22 protein-coding genes are annotated in these 21,643 nt (G+C 58.7%); 8 read left to right on the top strand and 14 right to left on the bottom strand.

The features are described 5' to 3' along the window. Nucleotides 1-73 precede the first annotated feature (73 nt). The 4 genes from FE840_RS13875 to FE840_RS13860 all read right to left on the bottom strand — a co-directional run bounded on the left by FE840_RS13875 (nucleotide 74) and on the right by FE840_RS13860 (nucleotide 4,866). On the bottom strand, nucleotides 74-1,363 hold the full coding sequence (locus tag FE840_RS13875; protein WP_138286089.1) for a pilus assembly protein TadG-related protein: 1,290 nt from the start codon (nucleotides 1,361-1,363) through the stop codon (nucleotides 74-76). Between the two features lie 13 nt (nucleotides 1,364-1,376). Continuing rightward, entirely contained in the window at nucleotides 1,377-1,898 is a 522-nt protein-coding gene (locus tag FE840_RS13870; protein WP_138286088.1) for a TadE/TadG family type IV pilus assembly protein, read from the bottom strand. After that, nucleotides 1,895-2,566 (bottom strand): TadE/TadG family type IV pilus assembly protein, encoded by a 672-nt coding sequence (locus FE840_RS13865; RefSeq protein WP_138286087.1) that lies wholly within the window; start codon nucleotides 2,564-2,566, stop codon nucleotides 1,895-1,897. Before FE840_RS13865 ends, FE840_RS13870 begins: the two co-directional genes overlap by 4 nt. Before the next feature lie 287 nt (nucleotides 2,567-2,853). Then, on the bottom strand, nucleotides 2,854-4,866 hold the full coding sequence (locus FE840_RS13860) for a putative bifunctional diguanylate cyclase/phosphodiesterase (RefSeq protein WP_138286086.1): 2,013 nt from the start codon (nucleotides 4,864-4,866) through the stop codon (nucleotides 2,854-2,856). A gap of 308 nt (nucleotides 4,867-5,174) precedes the next feature. Here FE840_RS13860 and FE840_RS13855 point away from each other — a divergent pair, with 308 nt between their 5' ends. Next, on the top strand, nucleotides 5,175-5,525 hold the full coding sequence (locus FE840_RS13855) for a DMT family protein (RefSeq protein ID WP_138286085.1): 351 nt from the start codon (nucleotides 5,175-5,177) through the stop codon (nucleotides 5,523-5,525). A 25-nt stretch (nucleotides 5,526-5,550) separates the two neighbouring features. Here the strand turns inward: FE840_RS13855 and FE840_RS13850 are convergent, their stop codons facing one another. Beyond that, nucleotides 5,551-6,333, bottom strand: coding sequence for an MmyB family transcriptional regulator (locus tag FE840_RS13850; protein WP_138286084.1), 783 nt, complete (start codon nucleotides 6,331-6,333; stop codon nucleotides 5,551-5,553). Between the two features lie 123 nt (nucleotides 6,334-6,456). Between FE840_RS13850 and FE840_RS13845 the strand changes: the two genes are divergently transcribed. After that, nucleotides 6,457-6,894, top strand: a complete 438-nt coding sequence (locus FE840_RS13845; protein ID WP_138286083.1) for an excinuclease ABC subunit A — start codon at nucleotides 6,457-6,459, stop codon at nucleotides 6,892-6,894. A gap of 42 nt (nucleotides 6,895-6,936) precedes the next feature. On the opposite strand, the gene FE840_RS13840 is transcribed toward FE840_RS13845, so the two are convergent. After that, nucleotides 6,937-8,286, bottom strand: coding sequence for a putative bifunctional diguanylate cyclase/phosphodiesterase (locus tag FE840_RS13840; protein ID WP_138286082.1), 1,350 nt, complete (start codon nucleotides 8,284-8,286; stop codon nucleotides 6,937-6,939). Nucleotides 8,287-8,387: 101 nt separating this feature from the next. Further along, on the bottom strand, nucleotides 8,388-8,774 hold the full coding sequence (locus FE840_RS13835; RefSeq protein ID WP_138286081.1) for an acyl-CoA thioesterase: 387 nt from the start codon (nucleotides 8,772-8,774) through the stop codon (nucleotides 8,388-8,390). Nucleotides 8,775-9,037: 263 nt separating this feature from the next. Between FE840_RS13835 and FE840_RS13830 the strand changes: the two genes are divergently transcribed. The 3 genes from FE840_RS13830 (at nucleotide 9,038) to FE840_RS13820 (ending at nucleotide 12,783) form a co-directional block, all read left to right on the top strand. Continuing rightward, nucleotides 9,038-10,852 carry a methyl-accepting chemotaxis protein gene (locus FE840_RS13830; protein ID WP_138286080.1) on the top strand — a complete coding sequence of 605 codons (1,815 nt, stop codon included), beginning with the start codon at nucleotides 9,038-9,040 and terminating at the stop codon, nucleotides 10,850-10,852. Between the two features lie 170 nt (nucleotides 10,853-11,022). After that, nucleotides 11,023-11,832, top strand: a complete 810-nt coding sequence (locus tag FE840_RS13825) for a hypothetical protein (RefSeq protein ID WP_138286079.1) — start codon at nucleotides 11,023-11,025, stop codon at nucleotides 11,830-11,832. 129 nt (nucleotides 11,833-11,961) lie between these two features. Then, nucleotides 11,962-12,783, top strand: a complete 822-nt coding sequence (locus tag FE840_RS13820) for a sulfite exporter TauE/SafE family protein (RefSeq protein ID WP_138286698.1) — start codon at nucleotides 11,962-11,964, stop codon at nucleotides 12,781-12,783. A 150-nt stretch (nucleotides 12,784-12,933) separates the two neighbouring features. Here the strand turns inward: FE840_RS13820 and FE840_RS13815 are convergent, their stop codons facing one another. The 6 genes from FE840_RS13815 to FE840_RS13790 all read right to left on the bottom strand — a co-directional run bounded on the left by FE840_RS13815 (nucleotide 12,934) and on the right by FE840_RS13790 (nucleotide 17,878). After that, a complete protein-coding gene (locus tag FE840_RS13815) occupies nucleotides 12,934-14,502 on the bottom strand; it encodes a DUF262 domain-containing protein (RefSeq protein WP_138286078.1) in 1,569 nt (522 codons plus the stop codon). Nucleotides 14,503-14,505: 3 nt separating this feature from the next. Then, entirely contained in the window at nucleotides 14,506-14,979 is a 474-nt protein-coding gene (locus FE840_RS13810; RefSeq protein ID WP_138286077.1) for a hypothetical protein, read from the bottom strand. 35 nt (nucleotides 14,980-15,014) lie between these two features. Then, the gene (locus tag FE840_RS13805) at nucleotides 15,015-15,380 is read right to left on the bottom strand and encodes a hypothetical protein (protein WP_138286076.1); all 366 of its coding nucleotides are present in this window, start codon (nucleotides 15,378-15,380) and stop codon (nucleotides 15,015-15,017) included. A gap of 563 nt (nucleotides 15,381-15,943) precedes the next feature. After that, entirely contained in the window at nucleotides 15,944-16,963 is a 1,020-nt protein-coding gene (locus FE840_RS13800) for a GlxA family transcriptional regulator (protein ID WP_138286075.1), read from the bottom strand. A gap of 332 nt (nucleotides 16,964-17,295) precedes the next feature. Then, a complete protein-coding gene (locus tag FE840_RS13795; protein WP_138286074.1) occupies nucleotides 17,296-17,553 on the bottom strand; it encodes a hypothetical protein in 258 nt (85 codons plus the stop codon). Nucleotides 17,554-17,557: 4 nt separating this feature from the next. Beyond that, nucleotides 17,558-17,878 (bottom strand): hypothetical protein, encoded by a 321-nt coding sequence (locus FE840_RS13790; protein WP_138286073.1) that lies wholly within the window; start codon nucleotides 17,876-17,878, stop codon nucleotides 17,558-17,560. 68 nt (nucleotides 17,879-17,946) lie between these two features. Here FE840_RS13790 and FE840_RS13785 point away from each other — a divergent pair, with 68 nt between their 5' ends. Together FE840_RS13785 and FE840_RS13780 are read left to right on the top strand one after the other, a co-directional pair. After that, on the top strand, nucleotides 17,947-18,885 hold the full coding sequence (locus FE840_RS13785) for a LysR family transcriptional regulator (protein WP_425502131.1): 939 nt from the start codon (nucleotides 17,947-17,949) through the stop codon (nucleotides 18,883-18,885). Nucleotides 18,886-18,918: 33 nt separating this feature from the next. After that, entirely contained in the window at nucleotides 18,919-19,365 is a 447-nt protein-coding gene (locus tag FE840_RS13780) for an acyl-CoA thioesterase (RefSeq protein WP_138286071.1), read from the top strand. Between the two features lie 9 nt (nucleotides 19,366-19,374). Here the strand turns inward: FE840_RS13780 and FE840_RS13775 are convergent, their stop codons facing one another. Next, nucleotides 19,375-20,106, bottom strand: a complete 732-nt coding sequence (locus FE840_RS13775) for a pyridoxamine 5'-phosphate oxidase family protein (RefSeq protein ID WP_210271770.1) — start codon at nucleotides 20,104-20,106, stop codon at nucleotides 19,375-19,377. Nucleotides 20,107-20,173: 67 nt separating this feature from the next. On the opposite strand from FE840_RS13775, the gene pdxR reads away from it, so the two are divergent. Then, a complete protein-coding gene (gene pdxR, locus FE840_RS13770) occupies nucleotides 20,174-21,613 on the top strand; it encodes a MocR-like pyridoxine biosynthesis transcription factor PdxR (protein ID WP_138286069.1) in 1,440 nt (479 codons plus the stop codon). Nucleotides 21,614-21,643: the final 30 nt, after the last annotated feature.

The raw sequence follows: 21,643 nt of genomic DNA, 5'->3' as shown, positions 1-21,643 counted from the left end.
CCACGCAGCGATATGGACGATCGAGAGACCTGCGTTTGCTTGTCTCGACCGGGCGCAGAATCCGGATTCAGGTCTAGCCCGCGATATGGGTAGGCACGGCGACCCTATAGAAGATTTCTTCCATGGCGGCCTTGATTTCGGTTGTTTCGGTCGCTTCATAGAATTTATCGGGACTCGACGCGCAGGCACGCAATTCTGCCTGGTTGTAAGGCAATACGTTTGCCTTAATCCGGTCGGCCAGTGCGTCGGTGCTCGACTTGTTATAAATCGGAATATAGGTGGTGTAGAGAACGTAGACGGTGATGCCCTTATCCTTCAGGGCATCACATGCAGTGCCGTGTGGTGTCTGTCCACGCCTGTCCGAACTCCACTGGGCAAAGGGTTTCTTCGGATCGTAATCAGACCAGTGGTCGTCGACCCACTGCACGCCATCGGTGATAATCAAGGCATAGCGCTTTGGATCGTTCTGGAGGCTGCCGTCGCCGCTGGGGGCCAATCGTTTGGCCAGTTCGCCTTTCGCCATAGCTGCGCGGGTGCCATTGTCCTTGGTGAGCTGCACGTTTTGCGTCACCATGTTCCGGACCCACGATGTGTCGCTTGAGCTTGGATGGCTGGCATTGAAGATTTCTTCGAACCTCAACGCGAAGCGATAGAGGCCGAACCGGACGATACTGTCAGGATGCTTTTGCTCGTCGACAGTCTTGAGGGCGAGGTTGATCGCTTCACTGGCCACGTCGATGCGAACCTTGACCGGCATCTTTCGAATGCGATCAATGTCAGAGTGGCAAGCGAAAGCACATGACTTGCCGTGGGCAATGTTATTCTTGTTCAGATAGTCGATATCGCTCTGGCTTGCACCGACGCCCATCGAGTTGGAAACATCAACGAGAATGTTGAAGTCCGTATAGCTTCCGATCGAGCTCTTAGCCGTGGCGCCACCGGAAAGGCCGATGGAGTTCATCCCGAGGACCCCGAGGAACATCGTATTCTGCGTATAGGTGAAATTGACGGACGCCGTCAGGACGCCACCCTTCAGATCGGATGACACATCGAAGTCAATGTCACCGACGTCAATTTTGGCCGAAAGTGCACCCTGAAAGACCTGTTTGACGGATTGGGCTACGAGTGCCTTGAGTTCGTCATTCTTGACGGTGTTTGCCCTCGCTTTCGCATCGGCGACGCCGGCAATCACTGCTGCATCTGCGGCGCGCTCCAAGTTCATCTTGGCGGCATAAGCGAAACTGTAGTCTACCGCCCCTCCTGCCATCCCTATAACAGGGACCATCATCAACGCAGCCGTGATCGAAATGTTGCCCTCGTTCGCGAGCCAAAAGCGAAGTGCGCAGCGTTTTACTCGATCCATTCTTCTTCTCCGCTTAACAAATTATGCCTTCGCCGCTGACCGTGGGTTCGCGCACCACGAAGTAGCGGGATCTAAGGGTTACCACGTCATTTTCTTTGGTAGACGCGCCGAAATACAGGGTGCTGAACATGCCGCGCACCGTGTAGTGAACCGACACGGCAACAATACTGCCCGCCGTACCGGTACAGAATTTTCCAATGAATTCCTTGCCTTGCCAATGGCTCAGCTGCGCAACCTGCGGGTTGGAATCCACGCCAACCGAAATGTCCTCACATCTGAGAAGTGGGCTGGCAGCAGGGCATACGACTGTAGTCTTGAAGTCTTCAATGTTCCTTGCCGACACAGAGCGCAGACGCAGCTCCGTTGCAGCCTCATAGGTTGCGTAGTCAAGGTGGCTTAGTTGCAATGTGACCAGCGTCTGGCAAAATATTCCGAACACCAGTGACAGGAAAATCGGTGCCAATATGGCGAATTCGATAGCTGTTGCGCCAGAGACGTCACGGCTTATCCCCAAGGCAAGTCCTTTCCGCTTCATAGTGGCCCGTCGCAATACTGGTAGAAGCTGCTGAGATTTGCGGGATACTTGAACGGTTCACTGCTGTGGCGGACGGCATAGGCGATCTTCTGAATGTCGATTGCGCCGTCACCAAGAGTTCCGAACAGTTTGCCGGAGATTATCGGCTTGTACCGAGCAATATGGGCAACGACCAAGGCGGACTGCTCGCGATCGACCAGTGTGCTGGGCACTTCTATGACTGCCTTTGGCGCCTTTCCTGGATCAAGCGGAACCGTCTCACATGATTTCCCCATTCCAAGCGTGAAGACAAAGTCTCGTTTTGCAGTCTTGTCGCAGTTGGAGCTACATGTCGGGTTTGTATTCTTGAACACGATCTGGGAGACATAAAATGGGTTGCGCCATTCTTTGCCATTGCCGTGGCTCCAGTTGTAATGAGATGTCGGATTTACCTGTGACGGCACTTGCCAGACATGATGCATGATGCCGGCGGTTCCCTGGCCAGAACTGGCAAGAATCTGCGCCATGGAATCGTTTGCCATTTCGGCCCGACGAAAAACCGTCATATAGGCCGTCACCTCAATCGCACCCACATACATGACGATGAAGAGTGGAGCCAAAAGAGCGAACTCGACCCCGGCGACACCGCCCCTGTCCTTCAATACCCGCTTTAGAAAACTCTTACGCATGGTCGAACCTTGTTTCTGGATACCTGAATATGCGGATCTTCTTAATCATGAGTAAAAAATTGGGGGTCGAAGGGAGGTTTTGCTTTACTTCCGGGTCTGGAGTCCTGCCTCAATCGCATTCTTTTTGGGCGACGCGACCATGACAGTCGGCCATCAGTCCTGTTGCAGCCGCAGGAAAGCGCTTTGTTCGCCATAGAGGCTCTCGAAGGTTCCGCTTCCCTGGTCTGGAAGTTGGAGACCGGTTTCGTCCGGCGATCACAGACGTCCCGGCGCAAGCGGATCAGCGGTCAAATCACGGTCAGGCGATTGCTCTTGCCCGTCGGCTTGCGTGTGCTTTCGGCTTCGTGCTTCACCAGCCACTCCATCAGAACAGGTTCTGCCATCGGGCGCGCAAAGAGATAGCCCTGGCCGACCGTGCAGCCGAGGCGGGCGAGTGTCGCGGCGTCTTCCGGGGTTTCAACACCTTCAATGAGCACTTCGATGTCGAGGGAGTGGCCGAGGCTGACAAGCGCACTGACGAGTTTCTGGTTGATCTCGCTCTTGGCGACCTGGTCGGCAAAGGAGCGGTCGATCTTCAGCCGATCAATGCGAAGTCCGATCAGGTAGGCCAGGGACGAGTGCCCCATGCCGAAATCGTCAACGGCGAGCTTGTAGCCGGCGCTTTCGATCTGCTTCAGCTGGGCGCCGGCGATATCGGGATCCAGGATGGCTTCTTCGGTGATCTCGATCTCGATACTGGAGGGCGATACGCCGTGGCGGCTTGTGACGCTGTCGAGGATATCGGCGACGGAATAGAGTGCGAATTCGCGAGGAGAAACGTTGACGGCAACCGGCAGATTGCTCAGGCCAATCGATGCCAGCTTGAGAGACAGTCGGCAGGCATGGTCGACCATGGAGCGTGTCAGCTTGTCGGCCAGGTGGACGGCATGGGCGGCGCTGACAATGTCGGGCGGAGAGACAAAGCCAAGGCTTGGATGCTGCCAGCGCACCAATGCTTCGAAACCGACCAGCCGATTCGTCGTCAGGCAGACCTGTGGCTGGAACCAGGCGGTGACCTCACCGCTTTCGATGGCGGCCTCGAGATCCTGCTCGACCATGCGCTGGAAATCCGCCTTGCGCCGCAGATCGGGAGCAAATTCGCGCAATTGGCGCCGGCCATGGGATTTGGCGTCATAGAGAGCCATATCCGCAGAAGCAAGGAGCTCTTCGGCAGTCGAGCCGTGATCCGGAAACACTGCCATGCCGATGCTAACGCCAACGACCGAACGGGTCGCCGAATAACCGATCGGATTGCGTCCGGCCTCGATCATGGCGGCACCATGCTCACGCGCACGTTCTGCCGCGTTGCGCCCGGTCACGATGACGGCGAACTCGTCGCCGCCCATTCTGGCGATCAGACTGTTGTCGCGAATCGTGCTGCGGAGGCGTGCGGCGATCTCGCACAGGACGGTATCGCCGGCGCTGTGGCCGAGTGTATCGTTGATGGACTTGAAACGGTCCACGTCCAGCACGAGGATTGCGGTCCGTTCATTGAGAACCTTTGCGCGTGCGATCTCGGCCATAAGCCGGCTATTGAAGTTGCCGCGATTGGCGAGGCCCGTCAGCGTGCATTGATTGGCGAGTGCTTCCAGCCTGCGATTCTGCTTGAGTATGTCGCTGTTGGCGCGGGTGAGGGAGTCCGCGAGCGCCGTCGCATCGTGACGTGCGAGCTGGTTGGAGACGAAGATATGCTCCACCCAAAGGCTTTGGCGAATGAAAATGAAGATCAAGGCAGCCAATGCGGCGCCGACAATAGTCTCCGGGAGGGTGCCAGCGTTCAGCAGCTGGAACTGCATGGACGCCAGGATTGGAACGGCAAAGAACATCGAGACAGGCGTGTAGCCGATCTGCTTGACCACTGAACCCGTGGCCATGCCCCCCATGATCAGACAGATTCCGGCATCAATCCCCAGCGGTGCAAAGCCGTCGATGGTGAAGGGAAGTGCCGCCCAGGAGATGCCTGACAATGCAGCGCCAAGGGCAAAAATGAACAATGTGAACTGTGGGTTATTCTGCGCCAGCTGGAGCTTCCTGACTGCAAGAACCGACAGACCACGGATGATCAGAATGAGCAGGAAGATCGCCTGCCAGATCAGGACAGGCTCCAGTATTCCATGATGCAGATAGGTCACGGATGTGGCGCATAGCGATACCACAAGATTGAAGGCGATCGCGGATGGCTGACCGGTATATATATCCTCAGCCTGCGCCTGCTTGACGATGCTTAGAAATGCACCTCGTGTCTCTTCTGAAAACCACATCAAATATGCACCTAATATAATAAGTTGCCAATAATGGCCTAACACAGCGCCAATTAACGGCCTGTTACATTACGGTTGGCGCATTTTAACGAAAAATACCCGTAAATTAGGGGGTGTGTACATAGTTATTCGGAGACAATACCAGGAGTACTTTAGCGCTCACTCAAGCTTATGTGTCCTGCAGCGACCCGCGGTGGAAAGGCTTTTCAGCGAAGGTCTGGTCGCGCATGGTTCATCGCTGCGATTTTGCGAATCAATGCTCTGACTACTGCCGATTGACCTTCCACTTTCACACGGAACGCACTCTCATGCCGACGCTTTCCCCTGCCGCCTTCTGGCCGGTCGTCCTGCTGGCGCTATCAAACATATTCATGACATTCGCGTGGTATGGACACCTCAAATACAAATCCTCCCCTTTGTTCCTTGCAGTGTTGGCGAGCTGGGGGATTGCATTTTTTGAGTATTGTCTGGCTGTGCCGGCCAACCGCATCGGATCGGAGGTCTATTCAGCGGCGCAACTGAAAACGATGCAGGAGGTCATCACTCTGATCGTATTTTCCGGTTTTTCGGTTTTCTGGCTCAAGGAGGCCATCACCCTCAATCATGTGATTGGCTTCGCATTGATTGCCGCCGGTGCCGCATTCGTTTTTCGAGCATGAGGGGCGGGATGCGCCGTGCTGCGCATCAGCTTTGCTGTGACGCCATCATGTCCCGAAACAGTCTTTCAGTTGCTTCATCGGCTGGGAAGAACAGCTCGATCTTCGTATCCGCCAGAGCGATGTCTTCGGCTGTTCCGAAATGAGTTATCGCGGAAAACATGGGAAACACTGCCTCTCCTAGGCGGACACGGACGGGGACAACAGGCGGCATATCACCATCCGGTCGGATTGCAGTACAAAGCGCCGGATCCGCCGCGATGCGATTGGCTGCTTCGTCCAGCAGGACGTCACCCCCAAGATGAGCGCTCTCAAGCCTCAAGCGCAAAAGCAGATGTCTTGCAACCTCTGCCCAGTTCTCGACAAGGGATGCTCCCCTGCCAGGCTGAAGCAGGTAGTCGATGAAGCTGTCGCCGCGTGTCAGGCCGAACTGCGCAAGCATGGCCTCGCCGGTGACATTGGCATCCATGACCGTCCAATGGCGATCAAAGACAAAGGCGGGATAGGGGGCGTGGCCGCGTATCATGTGGGCAATTGCCTGTCGGATCGGAGCCATGGTTTGCGTGTCGGATGAACGTGCGGTGTAGGCAGGCCGGAAGCCTGCTGCATCCAGCATCAGATTGCGGTCGGCTCGCGGAATTTCCAAAGCGTCTCCGAGTCGCAGGATCATGCTGCGGCTGGGGCGAGCCCGGCCGGTTTCAAGAAAGGCAACATGACGGGCGGAGACATCCGCAGCCAGTGCGAGCTGCAGCTGAGACATGCGCCGCCGCGCTCGCCAATCCTTCAGATGCCGGCCAAAATCAAGTGACATTTCTGCCCTCCCGTTTTCCTCTTGTCGCAAGCGCAAGCCAGCTTGTCACTTACCTTCGAAGTAATTGAAGCTCTGCCGGATCCGGACACAAATCGCGCCGTGCAAACAAGAGCGGAGAGAACCATGTCCATCCACAGCGCAATATCCCTGCTGAAATTTGGGAGCATTGTCGTCATTCTCATCGGCCTGCTGGTGGCAGTCGGAGCCCATCCGGCAACGGCCTTGCCAGCAACCTGGCTTGTCGATCTGGCCTTTTTGCCCTTTGACGGTGGTCAGGCCGTTGGCGATGAGGCCGCGAGACTTCTGGCTGCCATCGGCGGAGGGGTCATGGTTGGCTGGGGTGTCGTGATGTGGCGCATGACGACGCTTCTTGTTCCAGTTGATCCCGCACTGGCGCGGCGGCTTTTCCTGGAGGGGATGTTCGCCTGGTATGCCGTCGACAGCACTTGCTCCTATCTTGCGGGTGCGTATTTCAACATTCCGGCCAACACTGTCTTGCTGGCGATGATCATCGTTCCGGCCTGGATGTTGCCGCAGCAAACCCGTCTGGCCAGCACTTGAGTGCTCCGTCGTCCGGCGAAGGCGTTACCGTTTAGAAACCCGTCACGTTGTCGGGGGCCATATACAGTCCGGGCGGGCAGCAAGACGCGCTTTCGCCGTGAATTCGTCATGCGAAAGGGCGGCGCCGAAATAAAACCCCTGAAACTCCTGACAGCCAAGGCCCTTCAGATATTCGAACTGGCTGTGTGTTTCGACGCCCTCGGCCAGAACGACAAGTTCGAGATCGTGACCGATCTGTATGATGCTGCGGATCAGGGAGCCGCTGCGGCTGCCTTCCCGGGCCTCGTTGGTGAAGCTTCGATCGATCTTGATTTCCTGGACGGGAAGGTTTCTCAGGTAGTTCAGCGATGAATAGCCGGTGCCGAAATCATCGAGTGAGAAGCGGATGCCCAGGTCGGCCAGCGATTGCATCCTGCTTTTCACCAGTTCGAGGCTGGACAATGCGACGCTTTCCGTCAGCTCCAGCTTGATGCGCTTCGGACTGGCTCCACTTGCCCGCACGATGCCGCTGACCTGGGCTACGAAATCAGGCTGAACGAATTGTCTTGCGCTCACATTGATCGCGAGATCCAGCTGCTTCAAGTCCGGGTCGATTTGCCATGCTGCCAGGGTTTCGCAGGCCTTGCGCAGAACCCATCTGCCAAGCTCCGGCATGAGGTCACCTTCTTCCGCAAGCGCAATGAATATGGCCGGGGAAATGGGGCCTCGGGTCGGGTGGGTCCAGCGCATGAGGACTTCTGCCCCGATCAGTCGACCTTTGGCGTTGACCTGGGGCTGAAACGCCAGTGTCAGTTGATCGCGGCGCATGGCAATCTGCAGATCGCGGAGGATCTGGCCATCGCGGACGAACTCTCGCCGCAGGACATAGATGCAAATCGCGATCAGCAGAACGACCGTGATCGCGTTGAACCAGATGCCAATGGCACGGATTTCATCAGGGATCGGGCTTTCGACCGAAAGAGGGTTTTGCAGAGCCACAAACAGGACGAAACTGATCCCGCAGGCGAGCAATATCAGCACCTGGGCCAGAGATTTTTGCCGGATGTAGTCAATGTATCCGGCGATCCCGAGAACCAGGAGGAACTGATGGCTGATGCGTGGTGCCGACGGTGTGGGTATGTCTATGTAGAGACAGAAGTAGACGATCAGGGCAAGATAGCCCAGTTGCAGCATGAGCAGCCTGTTTTGGTGCAAATGCTTTCGCTGGATCACCAGAAGGCCGATCAAGCCCGCGGCAATCACCAGAGAGAGGCCAGGCAGTATTGGCCACAGACCTGCTGCATAAAAGATGGCGCCCCAAATCAGGCCCATGGCTACGGCGGCCAGAGATAGTGCGCCATAGATAAATACGGTACGCTGAAAAGGTGGATCGCTGTAGACGGGCGTTGTCATCAATAAAAGATCCCGCCTGTTCTTTGATGGCAAAGACTAAAGGCGATGTTGTATCAAATACCGTGCCGAAAACAATTTTGTCTCTGTGCTCCCGCTTTGGCTCAGCCAGAACCAACGGGGGTCGGTTTGCCGTCCTTGTCGAGAGCGACCATGACGAAAGTGGCTTCGGTGACTTTCTCCATGACATGGGTGAGATAGCGTTGAGCCCAGGTCTCCACCTTCAAGGTCATGGACGTCCGCCCGACCTTGGCAATGTCGGTGTAGACGCAAAGCGTGTCTCCAACCTTGACCGGCATGGCAAAGGCCATTTCCTGCACGGCGGCCGTGACGACGCGTCCGCGCGCGCGCTCGGCTGCGCGTATCCCGCAGGCGAGGTCCATCTGTGCCATGACCCATCCGCCGAAGATGTCGCCAGCCGCATTGGCATCGGCCGGCATTGCAAGGGTGCGGAGCGTGAGGTCGCCGGTCGGTGTCGTTGTCTCTGTCATGGTGTTGTCCGAAGCAAGGGGAGGAATGGCTGCATGCTTCATCTTCCCGATTGTCCGGTCCAGCAAAAATTGACGCAATCCAAAAAAATGGGTCATGCAGGACACCGTGCGGCAGACGAAACCATGCAGAATGACGGAATTTCGGTCACAATATACCTAAAAATTGGGGGGTGAATTGTCACCGATCAAAAATAGCAGGGACATATTTACCCTTTTCGAATTAACAAACGTCAACCTCCTTCCATGCGAGGGAGCAATGCACCATGAAGAATCTCAGTCTATCTGTTCGACTTTACGCCTTGGTGGGGATTGCGCTGACAGTTCTTGTCACCGGGATGACGTTCAGCCTGTTCAATTCCTACGAGGAACTGGCCAACGAACGTCGCGCCGGACTTGCGCAGATCAATGATCAGGCGATTTCCATTTTCGAGAAGTATCACAAGCTGGAGCAGGATGGCACGCTGACGCGCGAGGAAGCTCAGGCGCGCGCCAGGGAAGTCACCGGCGCGATGCGTTATAATCCTGACGGCTACTACTTCGTCATCGACAATCAGCCGGCCATGGTCATGCATCCGATCAAGCCCGAGCTGAATGGCGCCAATCTCAGCCAGAGCAAGGACCCTAACGGCAAGTTCCTGTTCATCGACATGGTTGAGACAGTCAAGGCCGGCAAGGAAGGCTTTGTCGACTATTACTGGCCCAAGCCGGGGTTTGACGAGCCGGTCGAGAAGTTCTCGCACGTCATCGGTTTCGAGCCCTGGGGCTGGATTGTCGGCACCGGCGTCTATTCCGATGACCTGGCCGCCATGTTCAACCGGACCGCGACGACCTATGGCATTATCATCGGTATCAGCGTGCTTGGCATCCTTGCCTGTGCCTATGCGGTCGTGGCGAGCGTTGTAAAGCCGGTGAATCGCCTGAGGGGCGCCATGGCCGACATCGCCAATGAGCGCGTGGATGCCGATATCGTCGACGCCGGGCGCAAGGATGAAGTGGGCGGGATGGCCCAGGCTCTGCTGGTGCTGCGCGACTCCGTCCGTGACCGCATCGAGATGCGCAAGCGCGAGGCGGAACAGCAGGAGACGCTGAATGGCGAGCGCATGCGCAACGAATCGACGCTGCGCACGGCTGCCGAGCGGCAGAACCACGCGATTACATCGCTCGGTTCGGCACTGGAGCGACTGGCCGAGGGCGATCTGACCGTCCAGATCGGGCAGCTCGACGCCGAATATGAAAAGCTGCGCCACGACTTCAACACGGCTGTGCAGTCGCTGAACCAGGTGGTCGGCGCGATCAACCAGAGCAGCCGGGTCGTGACTGAAAATGCAAACGGCATCAGCGAGGCGACGAACAACCTGTCGCGGCGCACCGAGCAGCAGGCAGCCGCACTGGAGGAAACGGCAGCGGCGCTGGAAGAGATCACCGCAACCGTCAAGACCGCGTCGGAGCGGGCCGGCGAGGCGCGTGACATGGTGGCCGAAACCAAGGCAAGCGCCAATCGTTCGGGCGAAATCGTCCGCAGCGCGGTGGATGCCATGGGCCGGATCGAGCAGTCTTCGCAGAAGATCAGCCAGATCATCGGCGTCATTGACGAGATTGCCTTCCAGACGAACCTCCTGGCGCTGAATGCCGGTGTTGAGGCGGCCCGTGCAGGTGAAGCCGGTCGCGGCTTTGCGGTTGTTGCCCAGGAAGTGCGCGAACTTGCACAGCGCTCGGCCAATGCCGCGAAGGAAATCAAGACGCTGATCAGCGCGTCTGCCGCCGAAGTCGACACCGGTGTGGGTCTTGTCCGTTCGACGGGTGAGGCGCTGGTCGAGATCGAGAAGCTCGTCAACCGCGTCAATGACAGTGTGAACACGATCGCCACGGCTGCGCGCGAACAGGCGACCGGTCTGCAGGAGATCAACCACTCGGTCAACCACATGGACCAGATGACCCAGCAGAATGCCGCCATGGTCGAGGAAACCTCGGCTGCGGGCCAGACGCTGGCGATCGAAAGCCGCAATCTGCGCGACCTGCTGGCCCGCCTGAAGGTGGCCCAGGGTGTGGTGCAGGAAGCAGCGCGCCGGGCGGCATAAGCCCTGGTTCAGAGTGCGAATTGAGAAGGCCGGCGATGGGAATCGCCGGCCTTCAGCTTTTGTTAACCCTCTCGATTGCGGGTAACCTCGTGTTCATGTCGCGTTAAGCGCGCAGGCCTAGCCTGTGCCGAAATGGGCCGATCTGGCGGTCGCAGACAGGTGAAACGAGTATGGTGTCTTCTTCCTTGCTGCAGCGCGTGGCGCTTATGGTTCTGCCGGTGGTGCTTCTCTCCGGCTGCATGGACAGCCAGCGCTTTCCGCTGGTCGATGTCGGTGTCTCTTCCGCTGACCGGCAGCTTGTCGGGCGGGTCGGGGCGGCGGACCGGCAATTGCTGGGGCCGGTGACGCAGGATGCGGCCTATGCCGCGCCAGAAACGGCGAATGTGGCGGCGGTGGATGAGCCGCTTGCGGACGGTCAGGGCTATCAGACCATGACCGCGATGCGCACGACGCAAGGCATGCAGGGCGAGCAGGGGACGCAGACGGCGAATGCTGCGTCCGGCGGCTATATCCGCGATCTGACCACCGAGACGCTTGAGCCGGACATGGGCGGCGAAACGCAGACGGCCTTTGCCGTGACCGATGAGGGGATCAATATCGATGCGGGGCTCGGCATCCAGCCGGGCGGTACGGTGTTTCCACCAAACGGGGCGACCGGCCAGCGGGCGGCGGGTGTCCAGCCGCATCTGGTGACCCAGCAAGGGGCGATGGCGATTGCCGAAGGGCAGACGAGCCAGCCGGTGGTCGATGGCATCGGTTTTGACAATCCGACCGCGCTGAACGAGGGCGTGGCGAGCGATTTCGTCACCGGGCCGGTTGTGGCTCCGGCACAGGCGGTGGCGCAGGCGCCGCAACAGATCGAGCCGCAAAGGGTTGAACCGCAACGGGTCGCGCCGCAAGGAAACCAGACGCCGAGAAGCCAGGGGCAGCGGGCGGCGAAGGATTGCTCGCTCTTTCTCGACAAGCGGAACTGCCGATAGGCGGGTCTTCGGATTTCCCTTGAGGGAACCGGTTTACGCAGCGTCAGCCTTGCAAACTGCGGGCATTTGATTATCAGGGCGCGAGATCTTCACGAGTGGCCGCGCGGCGGCGGCAGAGGCTTGCGCATGGTGCCCGATCTTTCCCAATTGCTGCTGTTTGCGGGCCTGCTGATTGTCGCGGGCGGCGTGGCGGGGCTGCTTGCCGGTGTCTTCGGGATCGGCGGCGGGGCGGTGCTCGTTCCGGTCTTCTATCAGGTCTTCGGGCTTTACGGCGTGTCGCCGGAGGTTTCCATGCATCTGTCGGTCGGGACATCGGTGGCGGTGATCGTGCCGACGTCGCTGCGCTCCTTTGCGGCGCACAGGGCCAAGGGCGCGGTGGATCATGATCTCCTCAGGCGCTGGATGGTCGCAGTCCCTCTCGGGGCGATTGCGGCGGCCGTCGTTGCCTCCCATGCGTCATCGGAGGCCCTGCGCGGCATCTTTGCGGCCATGGCGCTCATTCTGGCGCTGCGCATGCTCTTTCTCTCCAACCGTTTTCATCTGGGCAAGGACCTGCCGGGCGAGCCGGGGCGCTCGCTGACCGGCTTTGTCATCGGGCTCCTCTCCGGGCTGATGGGGGTTGGCGGCGGGGTGTTCAACAACACCTTCATGACCATTTATGGCCGCCCGATCCACCAGGCGGTGGCGACATCCGCAGGCGTCGGCGTGCTGATCTCGATCCCCGCACTGTTCGGCTATATCTGGGCCGGATGGGGCAATGAAGGTCTGCCGCTGCTTTCGACCGGCTATGTCAACTGGGTGGCCGTTGCCCTCATCATCCCGATCACGCTCACCATTGCCCCCTATGGCGCAAGGCTGGCGCATGCCATGAGCAAACGCCAGCTGGAAGTGGGCTTTGCACTGTTTCTCATGTTTGTGTCAGCGCGGTTTTTCTGGAGTCTGGTGGGGTGAGGGCGGCGGTCCTGGAGGGGGCGCCCACCATGGCTCAAAAGGCGTAGAAGCCGGGGCTTGAGGGATGGCTAGGGGGACACGATGTTTCCCTTTTGTGGCTCTGCATTGTAGGGACTGGAAGAACTGGCAACACTCAAGTCATTTACAGTGCTAAGCGCCAACGAGTGCGTGGGCTCGGGCAATCATGATCTGAACCCTGGCGTTCATGAAGCGCACCGCATCGTTGACTCGCAAGGCTTGTACGGCCTCCTCATCAATGAACTGCGAACTGAGTGTCGCCCAATCGTGACGCTCTGCAGCTCCGATGATGCATTCACGGAGATTATCGGGCGCAGTGTTGCTGCCGAATAGTACAACGTTGGCGAACAGACGTGCGGAGATAGTGTGCGGTAGTCCACCCTGAACCAGTTCCGCACGTGCAAAAACAGGTTGAAACGCGCTCATGTCGTTGCTGGCCATGTACACGGAAGGATGGATGTAATCTCCGTTCGGTATGTCCCTGGCTTCATTGGCAGCGTACATAGCGGCATAGGTCGACGAAAGTGCGCCGCCCGCAACAATTCGACGCTCCAACAGTTCCGTAGCCGTAAGTTTTAGGCGAGGCTCCAATCCTCGAACCCCGCCCTCAATCAGTCCCTTCCAATTCTCGACAGCCCTAACCACATAGTGATCGGGTTTGCCTCGCAGACCTTCGTTGAAGCCAACTGCCCAAAACCATTGGACCAAAGCATCGATGTCAGGGGCTGTTGCCTCAGCTAGTCCTATCGCCTTAAACAGCAGCAATATCTGGCCTTCGTAGGGAACAAGATCGGTGGATTGGATATTGAGATGGTGATCGAGAAAGGCCATAACCTCAATGATGCCGGAGATGGCACGGTGAAACGCTTTTGCTAGCTCTGCAGGCTCTTGCGTACGAAGCTGTAAGAGGCCGTCCGTAGTTGGCGCAATTCCGAGCACTAGACCTACGCATTTGATCATCGTCTCCGATCCTATCGTAGCGCCCACGTCGGATACGGCTGCCAAGCTCTCGTCGAGATAATGATTTAGATCGAAATCTTCTGCCCATGTGATCGCGCGCATGAAGTCCACAGGATCAAGACGGGTACCGGTTGAGTTGATCTTCTCGAAGATGCCTACCACTCGGTTTATGTCGGGGCTTTTTATGGTGACCACTGGCACCATGTATTCTTGGAAAGACGCCTGTAAATTCAGAAGCGTGTCCAGCAGTGCATCGGAGTTGTTTAGCGATGCAATTTTACCCTGATGAATTAACAAAGTTCGGGGGGTGAAAAGAGCTGCAAGTGGGATTGATGTCTCCGATGGTTCAGTATCGCCCCGATGTGAGAATAGTCCTGTCTTCAGATCAAACCAAATATCGAATCTAGGGTCAGCCGTAGTAACACCATGATGAAAGACACCATAAAGAGTTGAAAGGCGCTGCATCCCGTCGAGGACGTAATTCGTCGGAAACTCCTCCGCCAGCGAGGGGAAGGAGCTGGTTCCGCTGGGGGCGATCTTTAGGACCTTCTTGTCAACGTTCCAGAGTAGGATGCTTCCGATCGGAAAGCTCTCATTGACGCTTTCCAGCAACTCAATCATCTGTTTTTCTGTCCAAACAAAGTTTCGTTGGAAAGCCGGAATGCGGACCTCGCCAGTGGTGATCATCCTAAAGAGCGTTACCAGATGAAGAACGGACGGTTGTGGTGAGCTGATCCGCATTGTTTAGTCCACTTCTACGAAATCTTGTGCGTCAGCTTCAAAAGCGACGGCTTTATCGTTTCCTTCGGGCTTCTCTTCATCCCGTTTAGGAGGCGCTACTAAATCATCCTTGAGGCCCTGAATTATCCCTTCGAGGAGATGCAAGCCATGGCCCAAGTAGGCTGAACGAAACCTATTTGAGGTTGCATCCCACTTCCATTTTGATCCCACCCCGTGGTTTCTTCCTGAGCGTCGCTCTTCATAGAGCTGGTGTGTAAGGATTGTGATGACCTCAGCCAACTGAGTTGTAAATTGGAGCTCGACCCATAGTCTCCGATGTTCGATATTGCCGCCGAGCATTAACTCTGCAGGATAACGGAAATAGAAATGCCATGCGTAATAGCCGGCATCCGTGCCAACATCTTTGTACCTATGTTCTATCCCAGCAGCCTCACACTCTTTTTCGAGTGTTTGACAAACATGCTCCGGTCCGTCCATGTATTTGCATACTATCCTGGTACGGAGAAGATCATCTATGTTTTCGTAAACATCAGACGCTTTGATGACGCCTTCCGGGGGAGGTGCGGGATATTTTTTGTTAAAAGGACATTCCGCCTGTAGAGCTTATCGATAGTGCTATCGAAGGATTTGCTTAGGAAATTAGTTTTGTCTGGAGCGTCTGATGGAAAGAAAAGCAGCTCAGGCCGATCATGTGCATATGACGTTTTTGCGTTATTCAGTGCCGCTATTATTGTTTTTAGTTCGTAGCTTGAGTGCAGTGACTGCGCCGCCGCGCGCATATTGAATTCGAAGGCTTTGCTCGCCTTCTGAGCGTCGGCTACATTAAGCTCTTTGAGACATTCATCGAGGTATTCTTCATATGTTGGTTTTTGAGTCATACCTTCCCCCTGCCCAGTAAACTATGCAATAAAACTGCGATCTTCAATTGAGAAGCATCATAGTTCACAACTGAAAGCTCAAAGCGGCCAAATCATCCGCGAGGAGGGCGCTTGAGGCAGTTGGCACGGCGGATCCCCATGGGGGCTACTAGTTGGTTTGCACAAGTTGCTGCCTGCTCAAGCTTGCAATTTTCCGTACCGGCTTCCACGCGAAATCGCGGGACCTAAGTGCCGGGCACGGGCCTATGTCCTCAAGGGCAATAGCTATGCGAATACCGGTGAAAGCAGATGTGAGACGTGTCCGTTGTGGCCAGCAGGCCAAACTCAACGGACAACACCTTTGCAGACTGCTACGTTAATTGGTCCCTCCACCCCCCTCTGTCACTTCGTGACATCTCCCCCACACGGGGGGAGAGTGGGTGGCGGCGACTGGCGAAGGCCCCTCCCAAACCCTCCCCACAAGGGGGAGGGCTTAACTGCGTGCGGCAACCGTCCTGCCGCGCGGTACCCCCCTCTGTCACTTCTTGACATCTCCCCCGCAAGGGGGAGAGGGACCCAGCGTCTTACACCACCACGCCGGTGCGGTTCGTGCTGACCGTCAGCTTGCGTTCGGCGCGTTCCTGCTGGGGGGAGCGGTTGTAGACTTCGCGGTAGCATTTGGAGAAATGCGAGGCGGAGACGAAGCCGCAGGCAACCGCCACTTCGACGACCGGCATGGAGGACTGGACCAGCAGGTGGCGGGCGCGGTCAAGCCGGATTTCGAGATAGTAGCGGGCGGGCGAGCGGCCCATTTCCTGTCTGAAGAGGCGTTCGATCTGGCGGCGCGAGAGGCCTGCGTCATCGGCGATTTCGAGAAGCGAGAGCGGCTCGGAGAGATTGGCCTCCATCAGCTCGATGATCTGCAGCACCTTGGAATTCTGCACGCCGAGACGGGCGCGAAGGGGCAGGCGCTGGCGGTCATTGGCCGAGCGGACGCGGTCTGTCAGGTGCTGTTCGCAGACGCGGTTGACGAGGCCTTCGCCGAAATCCTGGCCGATCAGGTTCAGCATCATGTCAAGCGAGGCAGTACCCCCGGCGCAGGTATAGAGATTGCTGTCGACCTCGTAGAGATCGGCATAGACTTCGGCCTGGGGGAAGGTTTCGGAAAAGCCGGGGAGGTTCTCCCAGTGAATGGCGCAGCGCTTGCCATTCAACAGCCCCGCCTGGGCGAGGATATGGGCGCCTGTACAGAGCGAGCCGACGGCGACATTGCGGTTATAGGCCTCGCGCAGCCAGGCATTGACCGACTTGTTGGAATATTCCTCGACATAGATGCCGGAACAGACGATCGCCATGTTGGGCCGGTTTTCGCCGCCGAGATAACGGCGCTCGTCGGCGAGCGAGGAATTCACCTCGATGCCGATGCCTGAAGAGGAATAGACCTTCTGGCCATCGACAGAGGCAAGGCGCCAGTCATAGGCGGCGTAACCCAGCATGCGATTGGCAATCCTCAGCGTCTCGATGGCGCCGGAGAAGGGCAGAAGGGTAAAATGCGGAACGAGGAAGAAGACGAGCGTGCGCTTCTTTGTCTGCTGCTTGTTCATGGCTTTGCCCAATATGTTGCCGGTGGTGGAGATGCTTCCCCAATTGGCCGCATGCTCTGCGTGAATTGGCGGCGGGGATGTTCTCAAAGCGACATTGGCATGGAATTGTGCGGCAGAGAAGTATTCGCCCGCGCTAAAGCTTGCGCTTTTTTTGGAATTTGACCGGTTGCGACACGCGGGCTCGCATGCCGCAACCGGGATTGTTCAAGACAGGACTGATCAGCAAGGGGTTTTTGGCCATCTGGCGGGCCATGTTTGCAAGGGGGTCTATCTGCCGATTTGCGACATCCGGCCTGTTCCTGCATCGGCTGATGGGCTGGTCTGGCGCAATGCTACCGCATGTCGCCTGAAGGCCAGCCAAGATCCTTGCGCAGATCCATCGGCAGGGCTTCCAGCGCGCGGGCGTTGCGGCGGCGCTCCAGCGCGTCATCGAGGGATTCGAGGCGGGTGACGATGAAGAGCGCGAGAACCTCCACGATCCGGACGGCCATGGCAAGCGCCGTCGCGCGCCGGACGCCAGCCGGGGAGGCGGCGATATCGGCCCTCTGCTGAAGCGAAAGCGGCGAAAACGGAACTGTGGTCGTGGCCATGGGGCTAGCCTCTCATCTGTTGGAGGGGTTGGGGTTGGAGAGATCGGGGCGTGGCTGAGGTTCTCTTTGTCGCGCGGGTGTTTGCATCAATCAAACGAATGTTTCTGATGTTATTCATTCGAATTGGTGAAGTGAGGCGCGGGTCGCGGAAGATCAGGTCCTGCTGGACGCGCTGCGGCAGGCGGGCAATGTCGCGAAAGGCTGCGGAAATGGCGGCCTTGCGGCGCCGTCTCTGAATGTGGTCGCGCAGGGTTGCGACGAAAGTTGCCGCCAGGGCGGCGGGGCTGATCAGGTTCAGCGATGGCATTTGCGGCTTGTGCGACATGGGCGGGAACTCCTTTTCTGCTGATGTGAACAGGAGCATGCCGGTGAATTGACATTCAATCAAACGCGATGATATCGTCCTTAGGATCAATTTTACTGAAGGATGCGCCGATGAACATGACCCTTCGCCAGCCCCTGCCGCTGCTCGACAATGATGTGTTGCGCACCTTCATCGCGATTGCCGAAACGGGCAGCTTCACCACGGCGGCCGAGCGGGTTTTCCGCACGCCGTCTGCGGTGTCCATGCAGATCAAGAAGCTGGAAGAACAGCTCAATGCCACGCTTTTCCTGCGCGATGCGCGTTCGGTGACACTGACGGAAAGCGGCGAGACGCTGCTTCCTTATGCGCGGCGGATGCTGGCGCTGTCCAACGAGGCGGTCGGGCGCTTCCGCATGCCGGAAATGAAGGGCGTCGTCAGGCTCGGCGCACCGGACGATATCGGCGAGCGCTTCATGCCATCGATCCTCAGGCGTTTCGCCGAGCTCTATCCGCTGATCATGGTGGATCTGACGGTCGATACGTCCGGGGCGCTCAGGCGGCGGCTGGCCGAGCAGCGGCTGGACCTCACGCTGATCAATTGCGCACCCGGCGCCGTCATCCATGAGGGCGAGGTGATCCACCAGGAACAGCTTGTCTGGGCCGGGGCGAAATGCGGCACGGCGCATTTGCGCGATCCGCTGCCTGTGTCAATCTGGGAGGATGGCTGCTGCTGGCGGGCGGATGCGCTGGCGCGGCTCGACAAGGAGCGGCGCAATTATCGCATCGCCTATCTGTCGGCCCATACCATGGCGCAGCGCGCGGCGGTGATAGCGGATCTGGCGATCGCGCCGCTCCCGCGCAGCTATCTGACCGACGACATGGTGGCGCTGGGGGCCAAGCAGGGCCTGCCGGATCTGGGGAGTTTCGAGGTGCGGTTGCTGACGGGCAAGGAAACGAGTGATACGATCCAGGCGGTGGCCGACAGCGTGCGCTATGCCTTTTCCGAATTGATCGGACTTGCGGCGTAACGCATAAAGACTTGCAGAACGGACAGAGACAGCATGACTTCGACAGAGACTTCATCCGCGCGGGCGCTGCCACGCCTCGAGGATTTCGCCAGCCGCAGCTATGACAAGCTGCGCTATGGCGACACGGACCGGCAGGGGCATGTCAACAATGCCGTCTACGCCACCTTCATGGAGACCGGCCGCGTCGAGATGATCTACAATGTGGATGATCCGATCCTCGATCCCGATTGCTCCTTCGTCCTTGCCAAGCTCGACATCAACTATATCAACGAGGTGCTGTGGCCGGGGACAGTCGATATCGGCACGCGGGTCAAGGCGATCGGGCGCTCCTCGGTGACCATGGAGCAGGCGGTGTTCCAGAACGGCGTCTGTTGTGCGACGGCGCAAACCGTTGTCGTGCATATCAGCCTCGCCACGCGGCGCTCGCATCCCTTCAGCGATGCGCAGAGGGCGAAGCTGGAAAGCTGGATTTCCGGCTAGGGGCGGGGATCAATCCCCGCTTCCGGCCTCATAGAGACGGTGTGTTTCTCTCAAGGCCTCGTCAAGGCGGCGACCGGCGTGATAGGGCGTGAGGTGATCGGGAAAGGTGACGCCGTGCGGCACCTTCGGGCAGAGCTGAGGTTCCCCGATCACCGTTTCGACCGGGATGACGCCGGCCCAGACGCGGGCGTCTGCATCGGCTGGATCGTCCGAGACGCCGGCGGCGCGGGTCTTTGCCGAGGCTTCCTCGATCTGCATGCCGATCACCATCGTGCCCTTCACCTCCTGCGGATCGTTATCGCGCAGGGTCTTCGTCCGTCCCGGATAGAAGCGGTCGACGACGGCTTTCAGGGCCTCTGCCTTTTCTTCCGGGTCGTCGATGATATGGGCCGTACCGAAGCACATGGCGGAGCGGTAATTGGCCGAATGGTGGAAGCCGGAGCGGGCCAGCACCAGGCCGTCGAGATGGGCGACAGTGAGGCAGACGGGGATGCCGGCCTTCTGGCTCTTCAGCATGCGGCTGGCGGATGAGCCATGCCAATAGAGCCAGTCGCCCTCGCGCCAGTGGATCGTCGGCGTGCAATAGGGCTGGCCGTCGATGACATAGGCGACGTGACAGAGGAGGGCCGCATCCAGCACGGCATAGACGGCGTCGCGGTCATAGGCCGCGCGCTCATGCAGGCGCTTTGCCCGGTTGCGCGGGGTGACGGGAAAGGATTGCGGATCGGGTCTGTCGTTCATGCTTGCCTCCAATGCAGCGATGGCGCATGGATAGCGACAGAAATTGGACCAACAAAGATCCACATTCATGGAAAAACTGCGAACCAATTCGGACTGGTCGGCGGCGATACCGGTGCTGCCCAAGGAGGGGCCAAGGCGGGTGGCCCTTTACAGGGCGCTGCGCCAGATGATCGAGACCGGCCAGCTTGGCCCCGGCGCCAAGCTGCCGACCACGCGCGATATTGCCAGGCGCTTTGGCATGTCGCGCGGGGCAGCGGTTGCCGCTTATGACATGCTCGTGGCCGAGGGCTTTGCCGAAGCGCGGGTCGGAGCGGGGACCTATGTGGCGGAAGCGGTGCCGCTGATCCGACCGCAACTGACGGCGCAGGCGCAGATGCGGGCGGGCAAGGGCGCAGAACGCGTGCTCGAGCCGGGGGATGATGGCGATGATGTGGTGCCGCTGCCCGGCATGCTCGGCTGTTCGACCGCGGACGAGACGACGCTTCGGATCTTTCGCACGCTGATGAATCGCAGCCTGATGCAGCCGACGCGGCGGCATTTTCAGTACAATGATCCAGCGGGCAGCCATGCGCTTCGGGTCGAGATCGCCGCCTATCTGAAGACGGCGCGCGGTGTCCTCTGCCGACCGGACCAGATCATCATGACGGCGGGCACGCAGCAGGGGCTTGATCTGGCGGTCAGGACGCTGCTTTCGCCGGGTGATCCGGTCTGGATCGAGGACCCCTGTTATCTTGCGGCGCGCGAGCTTTTCCAGGCTGCCGGGCTCGAGGTGACGCCGGTTCCGGTCGATGGCGAGGGGATCAATGTCGAGGCCGGAATTGCGCTGCGTCCCGATGCGAAGGCGGTTTATGTGACGCCGTCGCATCAATATCCTCTCGGCGTGACGCTTTCCATGGCACGGCGGCTCTCGCTGATCGACTGGGCGCAGGACGCGGGCGCCTATATCATCGAGGATGACTATGACAGCGAGTTCCGCTTTGCCGGGCCGCCGCTCAGCGCGCTGCAGGGGATCGATGCTCAGGGGCGGGTGATCTATGTCGGGACATTCTCCAAGACACTGCTGCCGGGCTTTCGCATCGGCTATCTCGTGGCACCGGACGAGCTGTGTGAGCGGATGCTGACCATTCGCCGGCTAACGGATCGTTTCCCCTCGACCCTTGCCGAAGAGGCGCTGACGGAGTTTTTGCGGGATGGGCATTTTTCTGCGCATGTGAAGCGGGCCAGGCGACGGGTGAAAGCGGCGCGGGATGCGCTGGTGGCGGCGCTGCAGGGCGGGCCGTTTGCCGTCACCCAGCCGGAACAGGGCCTGCATCTGCTGGCCGGACTGCCGGATGACGCCGATGACCGCGCGCTGGCGCGGCTTGCTCTGGATAGCGGCTTCGGACCAAGGGCGCTGTCGCCTCTTTATGCCAGAGAGGCGCGCCGGAAGGGGCTGGTGATCGGTTTTTCAGGTTTTCCGGCGGTGGAGCTGGCGGATGCGGCGCGGCGCTTCGTGGCGCGGCTTTGAGGCGGGTGGCGGCTGCGGAGGCCGGGTTTT

This window comes from Peteryoungia desertarenae (assembly GCF_005860795.2).
In the GTDB taxonomy this organism is placed as follows: Bacteria; Pseudomonadota; Alphaproteobacteria; order Rhizobiales; family Rhizobiaceae; genus Allorhizobium; species Allorhizobium desertarenae.
The sequence above is the reverse complement of the archived record's forward strand: the minus strand, read 5'-3'. Positions and strand labels throughout refer to the sequence as shown.

Excerpts from the sequence above, each read along its gene's own strand:
- FE840_RS13795 (WP_138286074.1), bottom strand. The coding sequence starts at position 17,553 with ATGGCCACGACCACAGTTCCGTTTTCGCCGCTTTCGCTTCAGCAGAGG.
- FE840_RS13775 (WP_210271770.1), bottom strand. The coding sequence starts at position 20,106 with ATGAACGACAGACCCGATCCGCAATCCTTTCCCGTCACCCCGCGCAAC.
- pdxR (WP_138286069.1), top strand. The coding sequence starts at position 20,174 with ATGGAAAAACTGCGAACCAATTCGGACTGGTCGGCGGCGATACCGGTG.
- FE840_RS13860 (WP_138286086.1), bottom strand. The coding sequence starts at position 4,866 with ATGTGGTTTTCAGAAGAGACACGAGGTGCATTTCTAAGCATCGTCAAG.
- FE840_RS13865 (WP_138286087.1), bottom strand. The coding sequence starts at position 2,566 with ATGCGTAAGAGTTTTCTAAAGCGGGTATTGAAGGACAGGGGCGGTGTC.
- FE840_RS13845 (WP_138286083.1), top strand. The coding sequence starts at position 6,457 with ATGTCCATCCACAGCGCAATATCCCTGCTGAAATTTGGGAGCATTGTC.
- FE840_RS13815 (WP_138286078.1), bottom strand. The coding sequence starts at position 14,502 with ATGCGGATCAGCTCACCACAACCGTCCGTTCTTCATCTGGTAACGCTC.
- FE840_RS13790 (WP_138286073.1), bottom strand. The coding sequence starts at position 17,878 with ATGTCGCACAAGCCGCAAATGCCATCGCTGAACCTGATCAGCCCCGCC.
- FE840_RS13870 (WP_138286088.1), bottom strand. The coding sequence starts at position 1,898 with ATGAAGCGGAAAGGACTTGCCTTGGGGATAAGCCGTGACGTCTCTGGC.
- FE840_RS13835 (WP_138286081.1), bottom strand. The coding sequence starts at position 8,774 with ATGACAGAGACAACGACACCGACCGGCGACCTCACGCTCCGCACCCTT.
- FE840_RS13825 (WP_138286079.1), top strand. The coding sequence starts at position 11,023 with ATGGTGTCTTCTTCCTTGCTGCAGCGCGTGGCGCTTATGGTTCTGCCG.
- FE840_RS13800 (WP_138286075.1), bottom strand. The coding sequence starts at position 16,963 with ATGAACAAGCAGCAGACAAAGAAGCGCACGCTCGTCTTCTTCCTCGTT.
- FE840_RS13830 (WP_138286080.1), top strand. The coding sequence starts at position 9,038 with ATGAAGAATCTCAGTCTATCTGTTCGACTTTACGCCTTGGTGGGGATT.
- FE840_RS13785 (WP_425502131.1), top strand. The coding sequence starts at position 17,947 with ATGATATCGTCCTTAGGATCAATTTTACTGAAGGATGCGCCGATGAAC.
- FE840_RS13850 (WP_138286084.1), bottom strand. The coding sequence starts at position 6,333 with ATGTCACTTGATTTTGGCCGGCATCTGAAGGATTGGCGAGCGCGGCGG.
- FE840_RS13810 (WP_138286077.1), bottom strand. The coding sequence starts at position 14,979 with ATGGACGGACCGGAGCATGTTTGTCAAACACTCGAAAAAGAGTGTGAG.
- FE840_RS13840 (WP_138286082.1), bottom strand. The coding sequence starts at position 8,286 with ATGACAACGCCCGTCTACAGCGATCCACCTTTTCAGCGTACCGTATTT.
- FE840_RS13805 (WP_138286076.1), bottom strand. The coding sequence starts at position 15,380 with ATGACTCAAAAACCAACATATGAAGAATACCTCGATGAATGTCTCAAA.
- FE840_RS13875 (WP_138286089.1), bottom strand. The coding sequence starts at position 1,363 with ATGGATCGAGTAAAACGCTGCGCACTTCGCTTTTGGCTCGCGAACGAG.
- FE840_RS13855 (WP_138286085.1), top strand. The coding sequence starts at position 5,175 with ATGCCGACGCTTTCCCCTGCCGCCTTCTGGCCGGTCGTCCTGCTGGCG.
- FE840_RS13780 (WP_138286071.1), top strand. The coding sequence starts at position 18,919 with ATGACTTCGACAGAGACTTCATCCGCGCGGGCGCTGCCACGCCTCGAG.